The sequence below is a fragment of the Roseibium sp. MB-4 genome, assembly GCF_053005265.1.
In genome coordinates this window covers 71,547-87,788 of sequence record NZ_JBRKQB010000001.1, presented here as the reverse complement: position 1 = coordinate 87,788, position 16,242 = coordinate 71,547, and the positions used below count along the sequence as shown (strand labels likewise).

Here is a 16,242-nt window from a genome sequence, read left to right as displayed (position 1 = left end):
ATTATGGAATTTATACATGAATTTTGCGAGAATAAACAATTTTGAAACCTTTAGAATTCCCACTGTCAGTATTCACAATAAGGGGCGAGTAGCAGCACATCGTCATGAGCGAAAAACCGTCGATGAGAACGAGATTTATATGGGAAACAAGCGCGTCACTTCTGGCGTTTGTCGCCCTCGCAACTCTGTTTTCATCCATCGATTTGTTTGAATGGCTTTATGAATTCTCACGCGCTCATGAAGACTACGAGTTGGATGACGTGTTTGCAGCGTTTATGGCGTTGCCTGCGATACTGCTGATCATCGTGATCCGCCGGCTCGTTGACTTAAAGCGCGAAATGGCTTTGCGTGTGAATGCCCAAGAAACAGCGCGCCATCTTGCGTCGGTCGATCCATTGACCGGTCTGGCGAACAGGTTTCAATTTTTCATAGACATCAAACAGACACTCAGCGTTGGCCTTAGGAAAAAGGCCTGCTACGCACTGTTCCATATCGATCTGGACCGCTTTAAGCAGATCAACGACCGTTATGGTCCGGTAGTCGGTGATGGCGTTCTCAAGCAAGTTGCAAACCTCATTGAAGATCGGCTTGACGACCAAGACCTGCTTGCAAGAGTAAGCAGCGATGAGTTTTTGCTTCTTAAGCCATACAAGAGACGATCGGATGTCACAGATTTGGGACAATACCTTGTCTCATTGCTTGATCGGTCGTTCCAGTATCAAGGAGTTGAACATTCCGTAACGGCTTCGATTGGCATCGCAATAAACGACGATTTTACGCCTCAGAACTATTTGAATTCCGAACGTCTGATGACCAGCGCAGACATTGCGATGTTCACGGCAAAATCCAATGGCCGGAACAGATGCGAGGTCTATCATCCGACCATGCGGCAAAAATTCGAAGAGCAGACGATCCTGGGCGATGACCTGATCAGAGCATGTGAGCAAAAAGAGTTCGAAGCTTTTTTTCAGCCACTTGTTGATGCGCAAACATTTGACGTCGTTGGCGCCGAGGCGCTCGTCAGATGGCGCCATCCAACAAGAGGTCTTCTTGCACCGGCAGAGTTTCTGGACACAGCTGAGACCCTTGGCCTCATCAGCCAGATCGACCAAGCCATGCTGGAAGAAGCCATAAAGATCCGTCACAAGATTGAGGACAGCGGTCTGGTCGCACCGCGAATATCCGTCAACATATCTGCAGACCGGCTGAAATCACCGCTGTTCTTACACATGGTTCGCAACATAAATGTGGATCCGGCGTCCTTAATCTTCGAAATCAGTGAAGCTGTCACCTTTGACACACTTGATGACATGTCACGATACAACCTTGAAGCACTCGCTGAACAAGGTTTCGAAGTAGAGATTGATGACTTCGGGTCTGGACGTGCCTCCATCCTAAGTCTTCTTGAGATGGAACCGAAACGCCTGAAAATCGACAGGAACCTTATCGCTCCCATTATTTTGTCTGAAAGCTCCCGCAAACTTGTAAAAAGCGTTGTCGATATGGCCACAGCTCTCGGTGTCGAAGTTGTTGCCGAGGGTGTCGAAACCCTCGAACACGCCAACATCCTTGCAGCACAAGGCTGCCGCCTTTTGCAGGGGTATTATTTTGCCACCCCCATGCCCTCTGATCATTTCATCCAGTTTCTGCATGAGAAATCTGGATCGAAACAGGCTACTTCGGAACTGAGCGCGTAAAGCAGCACAACGGACAAAAAACCCGCCGTGTTCGCGGCGGGTTCTGTGTATTCAGCAACATTCATGTGGTGTATCAGGAAAATTCCATGATCACGGCGTCAACGGCAAGGCTGTCGCCCGGCTCTGCCTTGATGGCAGTCACGACACAGTCCCGCTCGGCACGAAGGACGTTCTCCATCTTCATGGCTTCAACGATGGCCAGCTGTTCGCCCGCTTTGACTTCCTGACCTTCACTGACCGCGATGGATACGACCAGACCTGGCATCGGGCACAGCAGCATCTTGGATGTGTCCGGCGGGAGTTTTTCCGGCATCAACTCATCGAGCTCGGCAACGCGCGGCGTCATGATCTTGGCTGTGACAGAATAGCCCTGCCAATCGAGGCGATAGCCTCCACGAACCGGACGGACCTGAACCGTTATGTCCTTGTCCCCGACGCGGCCGCTCCAAAGTGCAGCGCCTGGCGCCCAATCCGATTCCACATTGACGACAGGCCCGTCACCAATCGCGACATCAAACTCAATCGGCGTTCCCGGATAACCGGCCGCAAGGCGAATGGGAACATAGGTCTTGTCCAGCTTGACCACCCAGTCTTCGCGGATCGCACCGGAGTGCGGCCGTAAACGGCCAGGAAGATGGTCGAGACGTTCGCGCTCAATCGCCGCCATGGACAACGACACCGCCGCCAAAACACCCCGCGCTTCGTCATCCGGCTCAGCTGGGAAAAAGCCGTCCGGGTATTCATCTGCAATGAAACTGGTCGCAAGTTCACCGGACCGCCAACGCGGATGGTTCATCAATGCTGTCAGGAACGGCACGTTGTGCTGAATGCCGTCGACGTAGTACCCGTCCAGCGCCTTGCTCATGGCGTCGATGGCTTCTTCGCGGGTCGGGGCATGGGTGATCAGCTTGGAAATCATCGGGTCATAGAACATGGAGATTTCCGAACCCTCGACCACACCGGTGTCATTCCGGATGGTCAGCCCATCGCTTTCCAACTCTTCCGGCGGCACGTAGCGCACGAGCCGGCCAATGGAGGGCAGGAAGTTCCGGTAAGGATCCTCGGCATAGATCCGGCTTTCCACCGACCAGCCGTTCAGCTTCACGTCGTCCTGTGCGATTTCCAGTTTCTCGCCATAGGCTACGCGGATCATCTGCTCGACCAGATCGACCCCGGTGATCAACTCGGTAACCGGGTGCTCCACCTGAAGTCGGGTGTTCATTTCAAGGAAGAAGAAGCTCTTGTCCTGGCCAGCCACAAACTCAACGGTGCCCGCGCTGTCGTAGTCAACGGCTTTCGCCAAGGCGACCGCTTGTTCGCCCATGAGCCGGCGGGTGTCTTCATCCAGCAACGGCGATGGCGCTTCTTCAATCACCTTCTGGTTCCGGCGCTGGATCGAACACTCACGCTCACCCAGGTAAATCGCGTTTCCGTGTTTGTCGCCAAGAACCTGAATTTCAATATGGCGCGGGTTCTCGATGAACTTTTCAATAAAGACACGGTCGTCACCGAAGGAAGACGCGGCTTCTGATTTGGACCGGGTGTAGCCGTCACGTACTTCTTCAGCGTTCCAGGCGATCCGCATCCCCTTGCCGCCACCGCCGGCCGAAGCCTTGATCATCACCGGGTAGCCGATGTCCTCTGCGATCTCGACGGCTTGATCAGGTGATTCAATGACACCGAGATATCCTGGAACCGTGCTGACTTTCGCCTCGTTGGCAAACTTCTTGGATTCGATCTTGTCGCCCATCGCTTCAATGGCGCGCGGGTTCGGACCGATCCAAACGATACCTTCCTTTGCGAGCGCCTCCGGAAAGCTTGCCCGCTCAGACAAGAAGCCGTAGCCCGGATGCACAGCTTCAGCGCCAGTCTCCTTACACGCCGCGATGATCTTGTCGGCAATCAGGTAGGATTCAGCCGCCGCTGCAGGACCGATGTGAACGGCCTCGTCAGCCATCTCCACGTGCAGTGCATTCCGATCGGCATCTGAATAGACCGCAACGGTTTTGATTCCCATCTTCCGTGCCGTCTTGATAACGCGGCACGCAATCTCACCCCGGTTGGCGATCAGTATTTTCGAGAACATGCAATTCCACCCAGCTGGATCTGTTTCCTGAGTTGTAGGCCGGTCCTCCCCTCCAGTGCAACTTATCCAAAGGGTGGTCAGACGATGTGAGAACCATCTATCTACGGCCGTTCAGGCAAAACAATCGATAGGTTTGGATCACGGTCTATTGCGGCAAGGCACTGATTTTCCTTTTTCTTAACAAATATATTGCAAATTCTACCATGTATTTGGAGGAAGACGACGTGGCAAAAAAACTAATAACATCACTGATCATCGGCTTTGCCCTGACGAGTTCTGTTCAGGCAAAAACGATCGAGAAGTGGCATGCCGGAGAAGTCGACGGCTTCACCCGGTATTGGACCACAAACAACATCGGCGCGAGTTTCGTCGTTTGGTGCCATCCACAGCGTCCAGTCAACGGCACTTTGTTGCACGTCGTCATTGACGGCAAAACACCCACTCCAAACACACGCATGAAGCTGATCATCGACAACGAGATCATGGAAATTCCGGTCAACGAACAGGGATATATCGACACAGGATGCGCAACCTGCGCCGACACGTTCGAATATGTCTGGCACCGGCTCCGCGCCGCAACAGCCATTGCGGTGAAGTTCAAGGACGACAGCTACGCCGGTTTTTCGCTCAAAGGTGCGAAGGAAATTTTACCGGCAAATGTTTGCCCGACTGACTGGCAAAAAAAGCAAGCGTCATGAGCAGCATCTCAGACAAGAGCGGTAAGTGTCATTTCAAGGCGTTTCTACTCAGCGGAATTAGCTAAAATTTAAGACAACCCTCGGTATTTTCAGCAGTGCATACATTGGGGCTCCGGATGTTCACTCGCCTGTTTCTAATTGCAATGTTTATCGGTCTTTCCGTCACGCCGAGCGTTTCGGAAACCGTGGGCAGTTGGCACAGTGAAAAAGTGAATGGCTATCAGCATTATTGGACCAAGAACAAGCTCGGTTCGCGGTTTTCAATTTGGTGCCCTGATAGCAAGAAGGCCGTGCTTCCGCTGATCAGCATTGATATTAAAGGGCGTCTTCCGGTCCCGAGAACATTGATCCGGGTCGAGCTGGACCACCGATTGATCAAATTTACTGCCGACAGAGACGGGTACATCCGCCCGGACTGTCCTGCCTGCGCCGACAACATGCGGTATTTCTGGCAGCTTCTTCGCAACTCAGCGCGCTTTGCCGTCCTGTTTGACGAGGATCGGCGGTATGCGGGCTTTTCAACCCGCGGCGTTGGCGAAGTGATCCCGCCAACGGTCTGTGAACCGGACCCGGGCCTTCAGGCCAACCACCAATAGGTCTTCATCCCGTAAAGCAAGACAATCCGTGTTGCCGGTCACATGTCCGGCGGCTTGATCGCGCTATATTACTTCCTACCAGGCCTGCAAAGTGCGGTGCCTGAAACACGCTGGAGGTTCGCATGAAGCCGCATGCCTTACTAATCCCCGCCGCTGTTCTTTCGCTTCTTTCAGCCGCGAACGTTGCAGAGGCTCGGCCGGATCTGCGTCAGATGACCTGTGCCCAGGCACAAAACATGGTGCTTAGAAACGGTGCGGTGGTCTTTACGACAGGCCAGTACACTTATTCCAGGTTCGTCGCGAACCTTAGATATTGTGAACGCGATAAAGCCCTAGCACCACAGTATGGCGCAACGCGCGATAATCCGCAGTGTTATGTTGCTTATGAGTGTAAAGACCCGGATCTGCTGTTCATCGATTGAGACACCGCGGCCGCGGCCAACTCTTGAAGAGACTACGGCAATCAAGAGAGCCTAAAAAACAAAACCCGCCAAGTTTTTTCTCGGCGGGTATTGACGCTAAACATCTTTCGCAATCAGAGCGGAATGTTGTCGTGCTTTTTCCAAGGCGTTTCGACCTTTTTGGCGCGCAGCAAAGCCAAGGCTTTCGAGACACGGCGGCGGGTCGAATGGGGGCGGATCACATCATCAATGTATCCGCGCTCGGCTGCGACGAACGGGTTTGCAAACCGGTTCTCGTAGTCTTGCGTGCGCTTCTGGATCTTTTCCGGATCCCCCAGTTCAGAGCGGTAGAGGATCTCAACAGCGCCCTTTGCACCCATCACGGCGATTTCCGCCGTCGGCCAAGCATAGTTGATGTCACCGCGGATGTGCTTGGAACTCATGACGTCATAGGCCCCACCGTACGCCTTGCGGGTGATGACCGTGACTTTTGGCACCGTCGCCTCTGTGTAGGCAAACAGAAGCTTCGCGCCGTGCTTGATCAGACCGCCATACTCTTGAGACGTGCCCGGCAAGAACCCCGGTACATCGACGAAGGTGACAATCGGAATATTGAAGCAATCGCAGAACCGCACAAAGCGGGCTGCCTTGCGGCTTGCATCTGAGTCCAGAACACCGGCCAGAACCATCGGCTGGTTCGCAATCACACCGACGGTGCGCCCTTCCATGCGGCCGAAACCGGTGATGATGTTGCCCGCAAAGTTCTCCTGAATCTCGTAGAAGTCCCCCTCATCGAGGGTCTTCAACACAAGCTCTTTCATGTCGTAAGGCTTGTTTGGATTGTCCGGGATAAAGGAGTCGAGGCTCATGTCGATCCGGTCCGGGTCGTCGTAGTTTGTGACCTCGGGCAGCTCTGCCTGATTGTTCATCGGCAGGAAGTCGATAAGACGCCGCATCTCCAAAAGCGCCTCAACATCATTGTCGAATGCACCGTCGGCGATTGAGGATTTGGTTGTGTGCACCGACGCACCGCCGAGTTCTTCAGCTGTGACCGTTTCATTGGTCACGGTTTTCACAACATCCGGTCCGGTGACGAACATGTAGGACGTGTCCCGGACCATGAAGATGAAGTCGGTCATTGCCGGGGAATACACGTCACCGCCCGCACAGGGGCCCATGATCAGGGAAATCTGCGGAATGACGCCGGATGCCTGGACATTGCGGGTGAACACCTCGCCATAACCGCCCAGCGCTGCAACCCCTTCCTGGATCCGCGCACCGCCCGCATCGAAAAGACCAATGATCGGTGCCCGGTTCTGCAGAGCCATGTCCTGCAGTTTGACCATCTTTTCAGCATGGGCCTCTGACAGGGACCCACCGAAAACAGTAAAGTCCTTGGAGAACACGTAGATGGTTCGGCCATTGACCGTGCCCCAGCCGGTGACAACGCCGTCGCCAGGAATGTGCTGCTCGTCCATGCCGAAATCGGTGCAGCGGTGCTGCTTGAACATGTCGAACTCTTCAAACGAGCCTTCGTCCAAAAGGATTTCGATCCGCTCCCGAGCGGTCAGCTTGCCTTTGGAGTGCTGGGAATCGATGCGTCGCTGGCCGCCACCCATCTTGGCCGTTTCCCGGCGCTGCTCCAACTCCACCAGAACGTCTCTCATCTGGGTCTCCCAATGTCTTTGTCTTGCTTGGTCCTAGCATGCCCTCCGAACCCGGCAAAGTCAGCACAAGGGAGAATGGCAGGTGCGATCTAGAAATCTGAATTCGGTGCGATTTGGTGAGCTATCCGCCTTCCTCCGCCCGCAGTCCTATCAATTTTGCCTAGAAATTAGGCAGAATACGCCGTTAAATTGACCTTGGGTTGTCAGATCCGGCCTGCCATCCTAGTCTTAATTAACAAAGCAAGCGGGGAGGCAATGTCAGACAGCTCTGGGTTTTTCAATGAGATGCTCGAACAGGACGGCAGTCCACGGGCCCCATATTCAAGAATCGCCAATTGGCTTCAAGACAAGCCGAACAGTTTTCTAACCAAGAAGAGCCGCGACGCGGAAACCATCTTCCGCCGCCTTGGGATTACCTTCGCGGTTTATGGTGCCGAAGACGCCACTGAGCGGCTTATTCCCTTTGATCCCATCCCCAGGATCATCTCAGCTTCAGAGTGGCGCCGCCTGTCGGCCGGTATCGACCAGCGTGTTCGCGCCCTCAACGCCTTCCTACACGACATTTATCACCGCCAGGAAATTATCCGTGCCGGGCGCATTCCGGCGAACCTTATCCTGCAGAACGAGGCATTCTTGCCGGAAATGGCCGGGTTCACCCCGGCGCGAAAGGTCTATTCCCACATCATCGGGACAGATCTGGTCCGGGTTTCTGAGAACGAGTTTTATGTGTTGGAAGACAACACGCGGACCCCGTCCGGTGTCTCTTACATGATGGAGAACCGGGAAACGATGATGCGTCTTTTCCCGGAGTTGTTCCAAACGCACAATGTGGCCCCCGTCGAACGTTATCCGGAAAACTTGCGCCAGACGCTCGAAAGCGTCGCGCCGGATCCGGCGAAATCAGAACAGACCATCGTCGTCCTGACACCTGGTATCTACAACTCCGCCTATTTTGAGCACGCCTTCCTCGCCGACAGTATGGGCGTGGAGCTGGTTGAAGGCCGCGATCTGTTTGTCGATGCCGGCAAGGTCTTCATGCGCACCACCCGGGCGCCAAAACAGGTCGACGTGATTTACCGCCGGATCGACGATGCGTTCCTCGACCCCCTCACTTTCAATCCGGACAGCATGCTGGGCGTGCCCGGACTGTTTGATGCCTATCGAGCCGGTAATGTGACGATCTGCAATGCGCCGGGCACAGGAATTGCCGATGACAAGGCGATCTACGCGTATGTGCCGGACATCATTGAGTTCTACACCGGTCAAAAACCGATCCTCAACAATGTGCCCACGTGGAATTGTTCGCGGGAAGATGATCTTGCCTATGTGCTCGACAATCTCGCCGACATCGTTGTGAAGGAGGTTCACGGATCTGGTGGCTACGGCATGTTGATCGGTCCAACAGCCTCAAAACGGGAGATCGCAGAGTTCAGGAAAATCCTGCAGAACAACCCCTCTAACTACATCGCTCAGCCGACGCTCGCATTGTCGGCCTGTCCAACCCATGTTGCCTCCGGCATCGCGCCCCGCCACGTGGATTTGCGCCCCTTCGTCCTCATCGGTGATCAAGTGCGCATCACACCTGGCGGCTTGACCCGCGTTGCGCTGAAGAAAGGCTCCCTGGTCGTCAATTCCAGCCAGGGCGGCGGAACAAAAGACACTTGGGTACTGGAGGACTGAGACGACATGCTAGGAAGAACCGCCGCCTCCTTGTTCTGGATGTCGCGCTATCAGGAGCGCGCCCAAAACATCACCCGGCTGATGGAAGTCGCTTATCGTGGGGCCATCATGGCTTACGATGGGCAAGCCGAAGGCCACCATTGGCAATTCGCTCTGGCCTGTTCAGGCGCTGAGACTGGCTACCACGAAAAACATGACGAGCTGCACTCGCGGCACGTCACGAACTACATGGTCTTTTCAAAAGACAACCCGATCAGCATCCGCAATTGCCTGGAGTTATCGCGCAACAACGCCCGTGCGGTGCGCACAGGCATCACCGCCGAGCTTTGGGAAGCCATCAATACGACCTGGATTGAGTTTTGCGACACTAGCCCGCAATCAGTCACCCAGGAAAAACTTCCGGACTTTCTGGCTTGGCTCAGTCAGCGCTCACACCTGTTCCGGGGCGCTCTCCTGAACACCGTGTTGCGGGATGACGGCTACTACTTCAGCCAGATGGGCACATTTGTTGAACGGGCCGACAACACGGCACGGATCCTCGACAACCAATACTGGGTGCTCTTGCCGGACAATGACATCATCGAAGACGGCAGTTCCGAACGGTATCAGTGGTCTGCAATCCTTCGCGCCCTGTCTGGCCGCCGGAGCTACCGATTTGCTTATCCGAATGCTCAGTTGAAGGCTTTCAATATTGCCGAGTTTCTAATCCTCCGGCGCGAAATGCCGAGGTCACTGGCCTATTGCTATGACTGGCTCGCCGACACGGCCGAAGACCTCGGTCAGTTCTATGGCTCAAGGGAACCCAGCCTGGATCTGGCAGCCGACATCTTCAAGGATCTGAAGGAAAAGCAGATGCGGGACATCTACCAGGAAGGCCTGCATGATTTCCTGATCGACTTTATCGGCAAGAACAACCAGTTCGCCCACCAACTATGTGAAGACTACAACTTCGCCTGACCTGTTAACCGAACAATTTCGGAACCGAGATGCGATTATTCGTCCGACATACAACTCGCTACAAATACGATCAGCCGCTTGCCAACGCCATGCAGCAGCTTCGGCTCACGCCAGTCGACAATCCTGCGCAACGTATCATTGACTGGAATATCGAAGCGCCCGGCATTGAGCGCGCAACAACCTATTCCGATGCGTTTGACAACATCGTGCATATGGTCTCGCGCGCGGGGCCTGTAGAAGACGTTGAAATCACCGCCACCGGCACTGTGGAAACGACGGAAACCAATGGCGTGATCGGCAAAGAAAAGGGCGCAAGCGCACCGGCACGGATCTACACCCGCGTCACGCCCCTCACCCATTCGAACCAGGCAATCCGCAAACTGGCGTCCCTCGCAGAAGTCCCGGATCCGATCTCCGGGTTTCACGAGCTCATGCACGCCATCCGCGATAAGGTCGACTACAAAGTAGGCGTGACAGAGACCCACGCCAGTGCGACGACCGCACTTGCGGCCGGTGAAGGTGTTTGCCAGGACCATGCCCATATTTTCATCGCCGCAGCCCGCTCAATCGGGACACCGGCACGCTATGTGTCGGGGTATTTGCTGCTGGAAGACGAACAGGCCTCTGAAGCGCACCATGCGTGGGCGGAAGTCCGGATCGAGGGGCTTGGATGGGTTGGTTTCGATGTATCCAACGCTATTTGCCCGACAGAGCGTTATATCCGCTTGACCACAGGCCTCGACTCGCGTTCCGCTGCTCCTATCCGGGGGATCCGTTTTGGCGGGCAGGAAGAAAACCTGCATGTCGAGGTGGATGTGGCGCAAGCTGCGCTTCAGCAGCAACAATAATCGGGTCTTTTTGAATCCGCTTGCCAACGCCGGGAACTGGGACTAAACGGCGTCGGCCAAAATTCGCGGGATCGGGAAGAGCCGTATGACCTATTGCGTTGGAATTAAACTGGACCGTGGCCTTGTGTTGGCTGCCGATACGCGCACCAACGCCGGCATCGACAACATTGCGTCTTTCAAAAAGCTGCATGTCTGGGAAAACACCGGCGAGCGGGTCATCACCTTGCTGTCGTCCGGCAACCTGGCCGTCACACAAGCGGTCGTGTCCCTGTTAAGCGAGCACGCCGACAACTCAAGCGATGAACGCACCACCGTGATGACCGCAAAGACCATGTTCCAGGTCGCGCGTCTGGTCGGTAGCGCCATTCGCGAGGTAAAGGCAATCGACGGCGAAGCCTTGGCCGCAAATGCCGACAACTTCTATGTCAGCTTTATTCTCGGTGGCCAAATCAAGGGCGAAGAACCGCGCCTATTCCAGGTCTATGCGGCGGGCAATTTCATCGAAGTCGCCGATGACACGCCGTTCCTTCAGATCGGCGAGCACAAATACGGCAAACCGATCCTCGATCGTGTCACACGAAAGAACATGCGTCTTGGCGAGGCTGCCAAGATGATCCTCCTGTCTTTTGATTCCACTTTGCGCTCGAACTTGTCCGTCGGCATGCCGATCGACATGCTGCTCTACAACACAGACAGCTTCAACACCGACCGGCAAATTCGCATCGAGCAGGACAACCCGTATTTCCAGAAGCTTTCCCACGGTTGGTCAGAGAAACTTCGCGAAGGTTTTGCCGATCTGGAAGAGTTCGACGTCTAACCGATTTCCGGCACTGCCTGCCTTTGTTAGGGTTCCGTCACATTGAGCTTCTAAAAGCGTGCGGAGACAACCGGAGTCCTGCCTGAATGAGCAAAGCCGACACAATGGCGTCCGCACTTCCAGACTTTGTCTGGACCCGCGAACCAGCCCAGGAACACCTTGACGAGAACGACGCAACGCTCAGCGCCGTGCGCGACATGATCAAGGCCGGAAAACGGCAAGAACTCCTGGATCTATTGAAGCTGTGGGATCCGACCGACGTCATGCAGATGCTGACACGGCTCCGTCTGAAACACGCCCGAAAGCTGTTCAAATGGCTCCCGGCCAATCCGTCGATCAAGGTTGTTGCGGAGCTTAGTCCGGAATTCCGGTCCATTTTGATGGAGGAGTCCACCCTCGATCAGTTCCGGGACATCCTGGCTGGCCTCGACCCGGAAGACGCAATCGAGATCCTCAACGAGTTTCCCGAAGATGCCGCCGATGAGTTGATCACGCGCCTGCCCGATGTGGAAGATATTGCGACGCGTGCCTCTTATGCCGATGACACGGCCGGGCGGGTTATGGCCCGCAAGTTTGTGGCGCTGCCCGAGGTATGCACGGCCGGAGAGGCCGTCGAACAGATGCGCGCGGAGGCCGACCGGATCCGCAAGGTTTTCACCGTTTATGTCACCGATAAAGACGGCCGACTGACCGGGACGGTCGAAGTCGGCAAACTCTTGCTGGCCCCAGCAGACGCGCCGTTGTCCAGCATCATGAACCGCGATGTCATTTCAGTGTCCGCGGACATGGATCAGGAAGAGGTTCTGCGCCTCGCCCGAAAACGGGACATGCGAACCGTCCCGGTTGTTGGTGCAGACGGCCATTTGGTGGGGCGGATCACGCCAAAGCAGCTGACCCGGATCGCATCCGACGAGGCAAATGAAGACATGCTCTTGATGAGCGGTGTGTCTGCCGAATCCCGTTCCGACGATACGGTTTTCCGGATCGTCCGGGGCCGCCTGCCCTGGCTGCTTGCCGGATTAATCGGCGCAAGTGTTGCGGCAACTGTTGTTGGTTCCTACGAAGACCAGCTGGCCGAAGCTGCGATCCTGGCGGCTTTCATTCCCGTGACCATGTCCATGGCGGGCAATGCTGGGCTTCAAGCCTCCGCGGTTGCCGTTCAGGGGATCGCCACCGGCGCCCTTTGGTCCGGTGACATTGTGTTCCGGCTGCTCAAGGAATTTCTGGCAGCCCTTTTGAACGGCACTGTGGCAGGCCTTATCCTTGGGACGCTGGTTATGCTTGCCTCTTTCGTCGTGCCGCTTGAAGCGCCGCTTGATCTGGCATTGGCGACATCACTCTCTTTGTTGTGCGTCACCACGATCGCCGCCATGGTCGGCGCCACCATTCCCATTGTCCTCGACAAGATCGGCATCGATCCGGCAATGGCCATCGGTGTCTTCATCACCTCGTCCAATGACGTCTTGGGCGTTCTGATCTTCTTCCTGATGGCAACAACGTTCTATCTGGGCTGATGTCCAGATCGACCAAGTATCTCATCCTTAGGCCGCCCCTGTGAAGGCAGGGCCTAGTAACCACTGAGACCGAGGCCATCAGGGCTATCGAGCCTTACGCGTTTGCCAGAACAAGAGCGGCCGCATCGAACTCTGAGCGCTTGTATGCGCGGATCTGTTTAGCTTCCGCATCCTCGCCCCAACGCTCGATGTTGAAGTCTTCTTCAACATGGGCGGCAGTCCAGACATTGTCCGCGTCCAGGAAACCCTCGCGTAACGCGAGCGCAAGGAGCGCCGACCCGGTCAACGTGGTGACGGTATGAAGCCCGGCAAGCCGCAAAGGGCTGTCTTCGCCGATCCTGGTGCGGAACGCGGTCAACAGCGCTGGGTCCTGCGGCGTGTGCATGATGCCTTCGATGAGCACGAATCGTCCGCCAAGTTGATCGCCGGCCCATTCAACCACCGGGTCCCACACACGGCGCTGAGTGTCGCAGAGACTCTCCGGATCGTCGGCCCGATAGCAAAGCGCATCATTTCCGGCAAACCCGGTGATGTCATCCGCGACTTCGCCAAATCGCTTGGCGACTGCATCTTGGGCCGAGTTGGCAATCCGGGTCAGCGGCATTCGGGCCGGATTGATTTCCTTCTCCTGAGCCTCCCACTCCGCGGCAACAGCATCGCCCAAGACTTCGGTCGGCAGCAAAAGTGTCGACTTGGCCGGTGTCTTCACCGGGCGCCCATCCAGATGAATGGCAAAACCATTTTCTGTTTCAACGTGTTCGGCGCTCTTGTAGAATCTCTTTGGCAGCTCGCGGCGAGACAGTTCCCGGGCCCGTTGCTCCGGATCCTTCGCCGCATCTTCATGCAATGCTTCAAGGTAATCACGCATCACACTGATTCCTCTGTGATTTTTAAGATTTCATTTATTGCTACAGCGAGCTCATCGAAAGTGTCGACGACCCGCTCCGCGCCCTCACTTACCAACTGGCTGTGATCATGGTAGCCCCAGGTCACACCGATCGCATGGACCCCGGCAGACCGCGCCATGGCCATATCAAACCCGGTATCGCCGATCATGACCGTCTTTATGGCTTCTGCACCTGTTTCCCGCAAAGCCCGTTCGATCATGTCCGGATGTGGCTTTGACGGGGATGTGTCCGCGGTCTGGATGGTGATGAAGCGTCGATGCAGATCATGAACATCCAGCATGTACCGAACCCCGCGCATCGCCTTGCCCGTTGCGATACCAAGCAAAACATCAGGCCGTGCATGCAGCCAATCGATCGCCTCGCGGGCTCCCGGATACAAGGGATCAAGGTCCAGCCCGGACGTCCGCCGCGCGATTTTTTCCTTACGGTAAGCGTCCGCCATTTGCGCGACAAGATGCGTGTGGTTCGGACCGACAAGATCCTGAAACGCCTCTTCCAGCGACCGCCCCACAATTGACAGGATGGTCTTTCGATCGGGAGCTGGGAGCCCGACAGCGGAAAACGCTGTTTCGAAGCCATGCACGATGGTGTTCTGGCTATCGAGAAGCGTGCCATCGACATCAAATATGATCAGGTACATTAGGATCCATGTCCGTTGGGCTCACCAATTGGCCGCATGTGCCGGGTTTTCCAGCCAGGGTCAAGCGGTCTGGGACATATTTTGGCCCGCATTTGCAGTCAAATGGCGCGCTGCCGGATAGAGCATTTTTCCCGTCCCTGCAGAAATTGCCGGGTTCCTCCACAGAACCGCCCCTCCCGGGCGAGCAATTTTGGATATCGCGGAAAACGACCGGGCACTTCCCGGACACCTCAGTCAAGGTGGTCTGAGTTTCGAGTGCGCCGCGCCCCGGCCGAGACGGCAAAAAATCGCCGTATGGTTAAAAGTTTATATAAACGCCTCAGGCAAGCTTGACGGGCGAGTATCAGTAAACATCGCCGTGTGATTCGGTCCGCGGCCTCAGGGAAATACGTGCTTTATGCCAAAGACACACCAGTCCACGCCCAAGGCGCACACTCCGGTATCCAAGCAAAGCAGCTTCGGCGGCCATCTTTTGACAATCGGTGCGGTTACAGTCCTCGCCGGTGCTCTCGCCATCAAGGCGGCACTGCCTGCCCTGCAAGGCACAGCTGAGCATAAGGCAGTCGCGCTCACTCCAATCAAGGCTACGGTACAGGTTGCCAAGGCCGAAGATGCAAACCACACGGTTCGTATCGCAACGTCGATCCAGTTACCGGACTTCCTTGCAAACGATCGCGCTTCTTTAGACACCGTGGACAAGGCAAGGATTACCCCAGCTACGGCACAGCTTCTGCCAACACAGGACCAAAAGAACGTCGCCAAGGTGGCCCTCGCACAACGCCTTGCGTCCCTAAATCTCCGATATGCGCTTTTGGCGAGCAGACCTGCCAAAAACGAGGACGTTTATGGTCCATCCGCCCCAGCTGGCAGCAACACTCTGACGGCTGAAGCAACCGCGCCAGCAGGACTGGCTGCCGACACAGCTGAACCGGAAACGGTCGTTGCGGGCCTTGCAGAACCGGCCGATATCACGGCAGATCCGTCAACGGTCGATGCCTTGCCGATGATCGACGCGGAAACTGCGACTGTTCAGGTGGCAAGCCTGTCGCCATCAAATGTGCTGCCTGTCCCTGCCATGCGCCCGAAACCGTTGGTTCGAACCAAACCCGGCGCAATTTCGAAGCCCTCCTCTGCACCAAACACGCGCCAGACCACTCAGGCGCCTGTCTTGGCATACGCCAAGCCGCAAGAACCGGGCGCGGAAGATTCACCGTTTAGTGGCCTCGGAAAACTGTTTAACGGCAAAGGCGGCGGCTTGCCGGGCCGCAGCAGTAAAATCGCGGTGTATGACATCAGCGCAGCTGTCGTTCACATGCCGGATGGCAGCAAGCTGAAGGCAAATTCCGGCATCGGACACCGGATGAACAAACCCAAATACGCTTATGTAAAAAACCTCGGCCCAACGCCGCCGAACGTTTACAAGCTGCGGATGCGCGAGCGACGTTTCCATGGGGTCGAAGCGATCCGGATGCTGCCCTACGACGTTGCCGCCATGCGCGGCCGCGACGGTATGTTGGCGCACTCTCCGCTTCTTCGGCGGAGCAAGGGCTCGCATGGCTGTGTTGCGTTCACCCACTACGACAAGTTCCTGAGAGCCTTCAAACAGGGCAAGGTCAAAACGATGATCGTCGTGCCTGACATGAGCAAACTGCCGAAATACATGGCGCTCTACAACGAACGGAAATACGCCTCCAGATAGCGTACTTGTGGTCTGTCAGTTGATTGGGTATGGG

14 protein-coding genes are annotated in these 16,242 nt (G+C 55.8%); 10 read left to right on the top strand and 4 right to left on the bottom strand.

Annotation, left to right across the window (positions count from 1 at the left end; translation table 11 throughout):
* Nucleotides 1-122 precede the first annotated feature (122 nt).
* Nucleotides 123-1,697, top strand: a complete 1,575-nt coding sequence (locus ACVDG4_RS00470; protein WP_447233590.1) for a putative bifunctional diguanylate cyclase/phosphodiesterase — start codon at nucleotides 123-125, stop codon at nucleotides 1,695-1,697.
* Between the two features lie 73 nt (nucleotides 1,698-1,770).
* On the opposite strand, the gene ACVDG4_RS00465 is transcribed toward ACVDG4_RS00470, so the two are convergent.
* Nucleotides 1,771-3,783, bottom strand: coding sequence for an acetyl-CoA carboxylase biotin carboxylase subunit (locus tag ACVDG4_RS00465; protein ID WP_447233589.1), 2,013 nt, complete (start codon nucleotides 3,781-3,783; stop codon nucleotides 1,771-1,773).
* Nucleotides 3,784-4,007: 224 nt separating this feature from the next.
* On the opposite strand from ACVDG4_RS00465, the gene ACVDG4_RS00460 reads away from it, so the two are divergent.
* From ACVDG4_RS00460 to ACVDG4_RS00450, 3 genes are all read left to right on the top strand, one after another.
* On the top strand, nucleotides 4,008-4,481 hold the full coding sequence (locus tag ACVDG4_RS00460) for a YfjT/YkfB family phage-associated protein (RefSeq protein WP_209002162.1): 474 nt from the start codon (nucleotides 4,008-4,010) through the stop codon (nucleotides 4,479-4,481).
* A gap of 116 nt (nucleotides 4,482-4,597) precedes the next feature.
* Nucleotides 4,598-5,077, top strand: a complete 480-nt coding sequence (locus ACVDG4_RS00455; protein WP_209002161.1) for a YfjT/YkfB family phage-associated protein — start codon at nucleotides 4,598-4,600, stop codon at nucleotides 5,075-5,077.
* 122 nt (nucleotides 5,078-5,199) lie between these two features.
* Nucleotides 5,200-5,499, top strand: coding sequence for a hypothetical protein (locus ACVDG4_RS00450; protein ID WP_133946887.1), 300 nt, complete (start codon nucleotides 5,200-5,202; stop codon nucleotides 5,497-5,499).
* Between the two features lie 113 nt (nucleotides 5,500-5,612).
* Here ACVDG4_RS00450 and ACVDG4_RS00445 read toward each other — a convergent pair whose 3' ends face one another.
* Nucleotides 5,613-7,145: an acyl-CoA carboxylase subunit beta gene (locus ACVDG4_RS00445; RefSeq protein ID WP_306148360.1), complete on the bottom strand. Its 1,533-nt coding sequence runs from the start codon at nucleotides 7,143-7,145 to the stop codon at nucleotides 5,613-5,615.
* Between the two features lie 255 nt (nucleotides 7,146-7,400).
* Between ACVDG4_RS00445 and ACVDG4_RS00440 the strand changes: the two genes are divergently transcribed.
* The 5 genes from ACVDG4_RS00440 (at nucleotide 7,401) to mgtE (ending at nucleotide 12,961) form a co-directional block, all read left to right on the top strand.
* Nucleotides 7,401-8,825 (top strand): circularly permuted type 2 ATP-grasp protein, encoded by a 1,425-nt coding sequence (locus tag ACVDG4_RS00440; RefSeq protein WP_133946885.1) that lies wholly within the window; start codon nucleotides 7,401-7,403, stop codon nucleotides 8,823-8,825.
* A 6-nt stretch (nucleotides 8,826-8,831) separates the two neighbouring features.
* Entirely contained in the window at nucleotides 8,832-9,782 is a 951-nt protein-coding gene (locus ACVDG4_RS00435) for an alpha-E domain-containing protein (RefSeq protein WP_209173827.1), read from the top strand.
* A gap of 29 nt (nucleotides 9,783-9,811) precedes the next feature.
* Nucleotides 9,812-10,630: a transglutaminase family protein gene (locus ACVDG4_RS00430; RefSeq protein WP_447233588.1), complete on the top strand. Its 819-nt coding sequence runs from the start codon at nucleotides 9,812-9,814 to the stop codon at nucleotides 10,628-10,630.
* An 85-nt stretch (nucleotides 10,631-10,715) separates the two neighbouring features.
* On the top strand, nucleotides 10,716-11,447 hold the full coding sequence (locus ACVDG4_RS00425; protein WP_133946882.1) for a proteasome-type protease: 732 nt from the start codon (nucleotides 10,716-10,718) through the stop codon (nucleotides 11,445-11,447).
* Nucleotides 11,448-11,533: 86 nt separating this feature from the next.
* The gene (gene mgtE, locus ACVDG4_RS00420) at nucleotides 11,534-12,961 is read left to right on the top strand and encodes a magnesium transporter (RefSeq protein WP_447233587.1); all 1,428 of its coding nucleotides are present in this window, start codon (nucleotides 11,534-11,536) and stop codon (nucleotides 12,959-12,961) included.
* Between the two features lie 94 nt (nucleotides 12,962-13,055).
* On the opposite strand, the gene ACVDG4_RS00415 is transcribed toward mgtE, so the two are convergent.
* Nucleotides 13,056-13,829 carry an ATP12 family chaperone protein gene (locus tag ACVDG4_RS00415; RefSeq protein ID WP_447233586.1) on the bottom strand — a complete coding sequence of 258 codons (774 nt, stop codon included), beginning with the start codon at nucleotides 13,827-13,829 and terminating at the stop codon, nucleotides 13,056-13,058.
* On the bottom strand, nucleotides 13,829-14,509 hold the full coding sequence (locus ACVDG4_RS00410; RefSeq protein ID WP_447233585.1) for an HAD-IA family hydrolase: 681 nt from the start codon (nucleotides 14,507-14,509) through the stop codon (nucleotides 13,829-13,831). The genes ACVDG4_RS00415 and ACVDG4_RS00410 overlap by 1 nt, the downstream gene beginning before the upstream one ends.
* 397 nt (nucleotides 14,510-14,906) lie before the next feature.
* Here ACVDG4_RS00410 and ACVDG4_RS00405 point away from each other — a divergent pair, with 397 nt between their 5' ends.
* Nucleotides 14,907-16,208: a DUF2778 domain-containing protein gene (locus ACVDG4_RS00405; protein WP_447233584.1), complete on the top strand. Its 1,302-nt coding sequence runs from the start codon at nucleotides 14,907-14,909 to the stop codon at nucleotides 16,206-16,208.
* Nucleotides 16,209-16,242: the final 34 nt, after the last annotated feature.

Bases quoted from the DNA above. Each gene is read 5' to 3' on its own strand.
- ACVDG4_RS00470 (WP_447233590.1), top strand. From the start codon at position 123: ATGAGAACGAGATTTATATGGGAAACAAGCGCGTCACTTCTGGCGTTT.
- ACVDG4_RS00465 (WP_447233589.1), bottom strand. From the start codon at position 3,783: ATGTTCTCGAAAATACTGATCGCCAACCGGGGTGAGATTGCGTGCCGC.
- ACVDG4_RS00455 (WP_209002161.1), top strand. From the start codon at position 4,598: ATGTTCACTCGCCTGTTTCTAATTGCAATGTTTATCGGTCTTTCCGTC.
- ACVDG4_RS00450 (WP_133946887.1), top strand. From the start codon at position 5,200: ATGAAGCCGCATGCCTTACTAATCCCCGCCGCTGTTCTTTCGCTTCTT.
- ACVDG4_RS00445 (WP_306148360.1), bottom strand. From the start codon at position 7,145: ATGAGAGACGTTCTGGTGGAGTTGGAGCAGCGCCGGGAAACGGCCAAG.
- ACVDG4_RS00440 (WP_133946885.1), top strand. From the start codon at position 7,401: ATGTCAGACAGCTCTGGGTTTTTCAATGAGATGCTCGAACAGGACGGC.
- ACVDG4_RS00435 (WP_209173827.1), top strand. From the start codon at position 8,832: ATGCTAGGAAGAACCGCCGCCTCCTTGTTCTGGATGTCGCGCTATCAG.
- ACVDG4_RS00430 (WP_447233588.1), top strand. From the start codon at position 9,812: ATGCGATTATTCGTCCGACATACAACTCGCTACAAATACGATCAGCCG.
- ACVDG4_RS00425 (WP_133946882.1), top strand. From the start codon at position 10,716: ATGACCTATTGCGTTGGAATTAAACTGGACCGTGGCCTTGTGTTGGCT.
- mgtE (WP_447233587.1), top strand. From the start codon at position 11,534: ATGAGCAAAGCCGACACAATGGCGTCCGCACTTCCAGACTTTGTCTGG.
- ACVDG4_RS00415 (WP_447233586.1), bottom strand. From the start codon at position 13,829: ATGCGTGATTACCTTGAAGCATTGCATGAAGATGCGGCGAAGGATCCG.
- ACVDG4_RS00410 (WP_447233585.1), bottom strand. From the start codon at position 14,509: ATGTACCTGATCATATTTGATGTCGATGGCACGCTTCTCGATAGCCAG.
- ACVDG4_RS00405 (WP_447233584.1), top strand. From the start codon at position 14,907: ATGCCAAAGACACACCAGTCCACGCCCAAGGCGCACACTCCGGTATCC.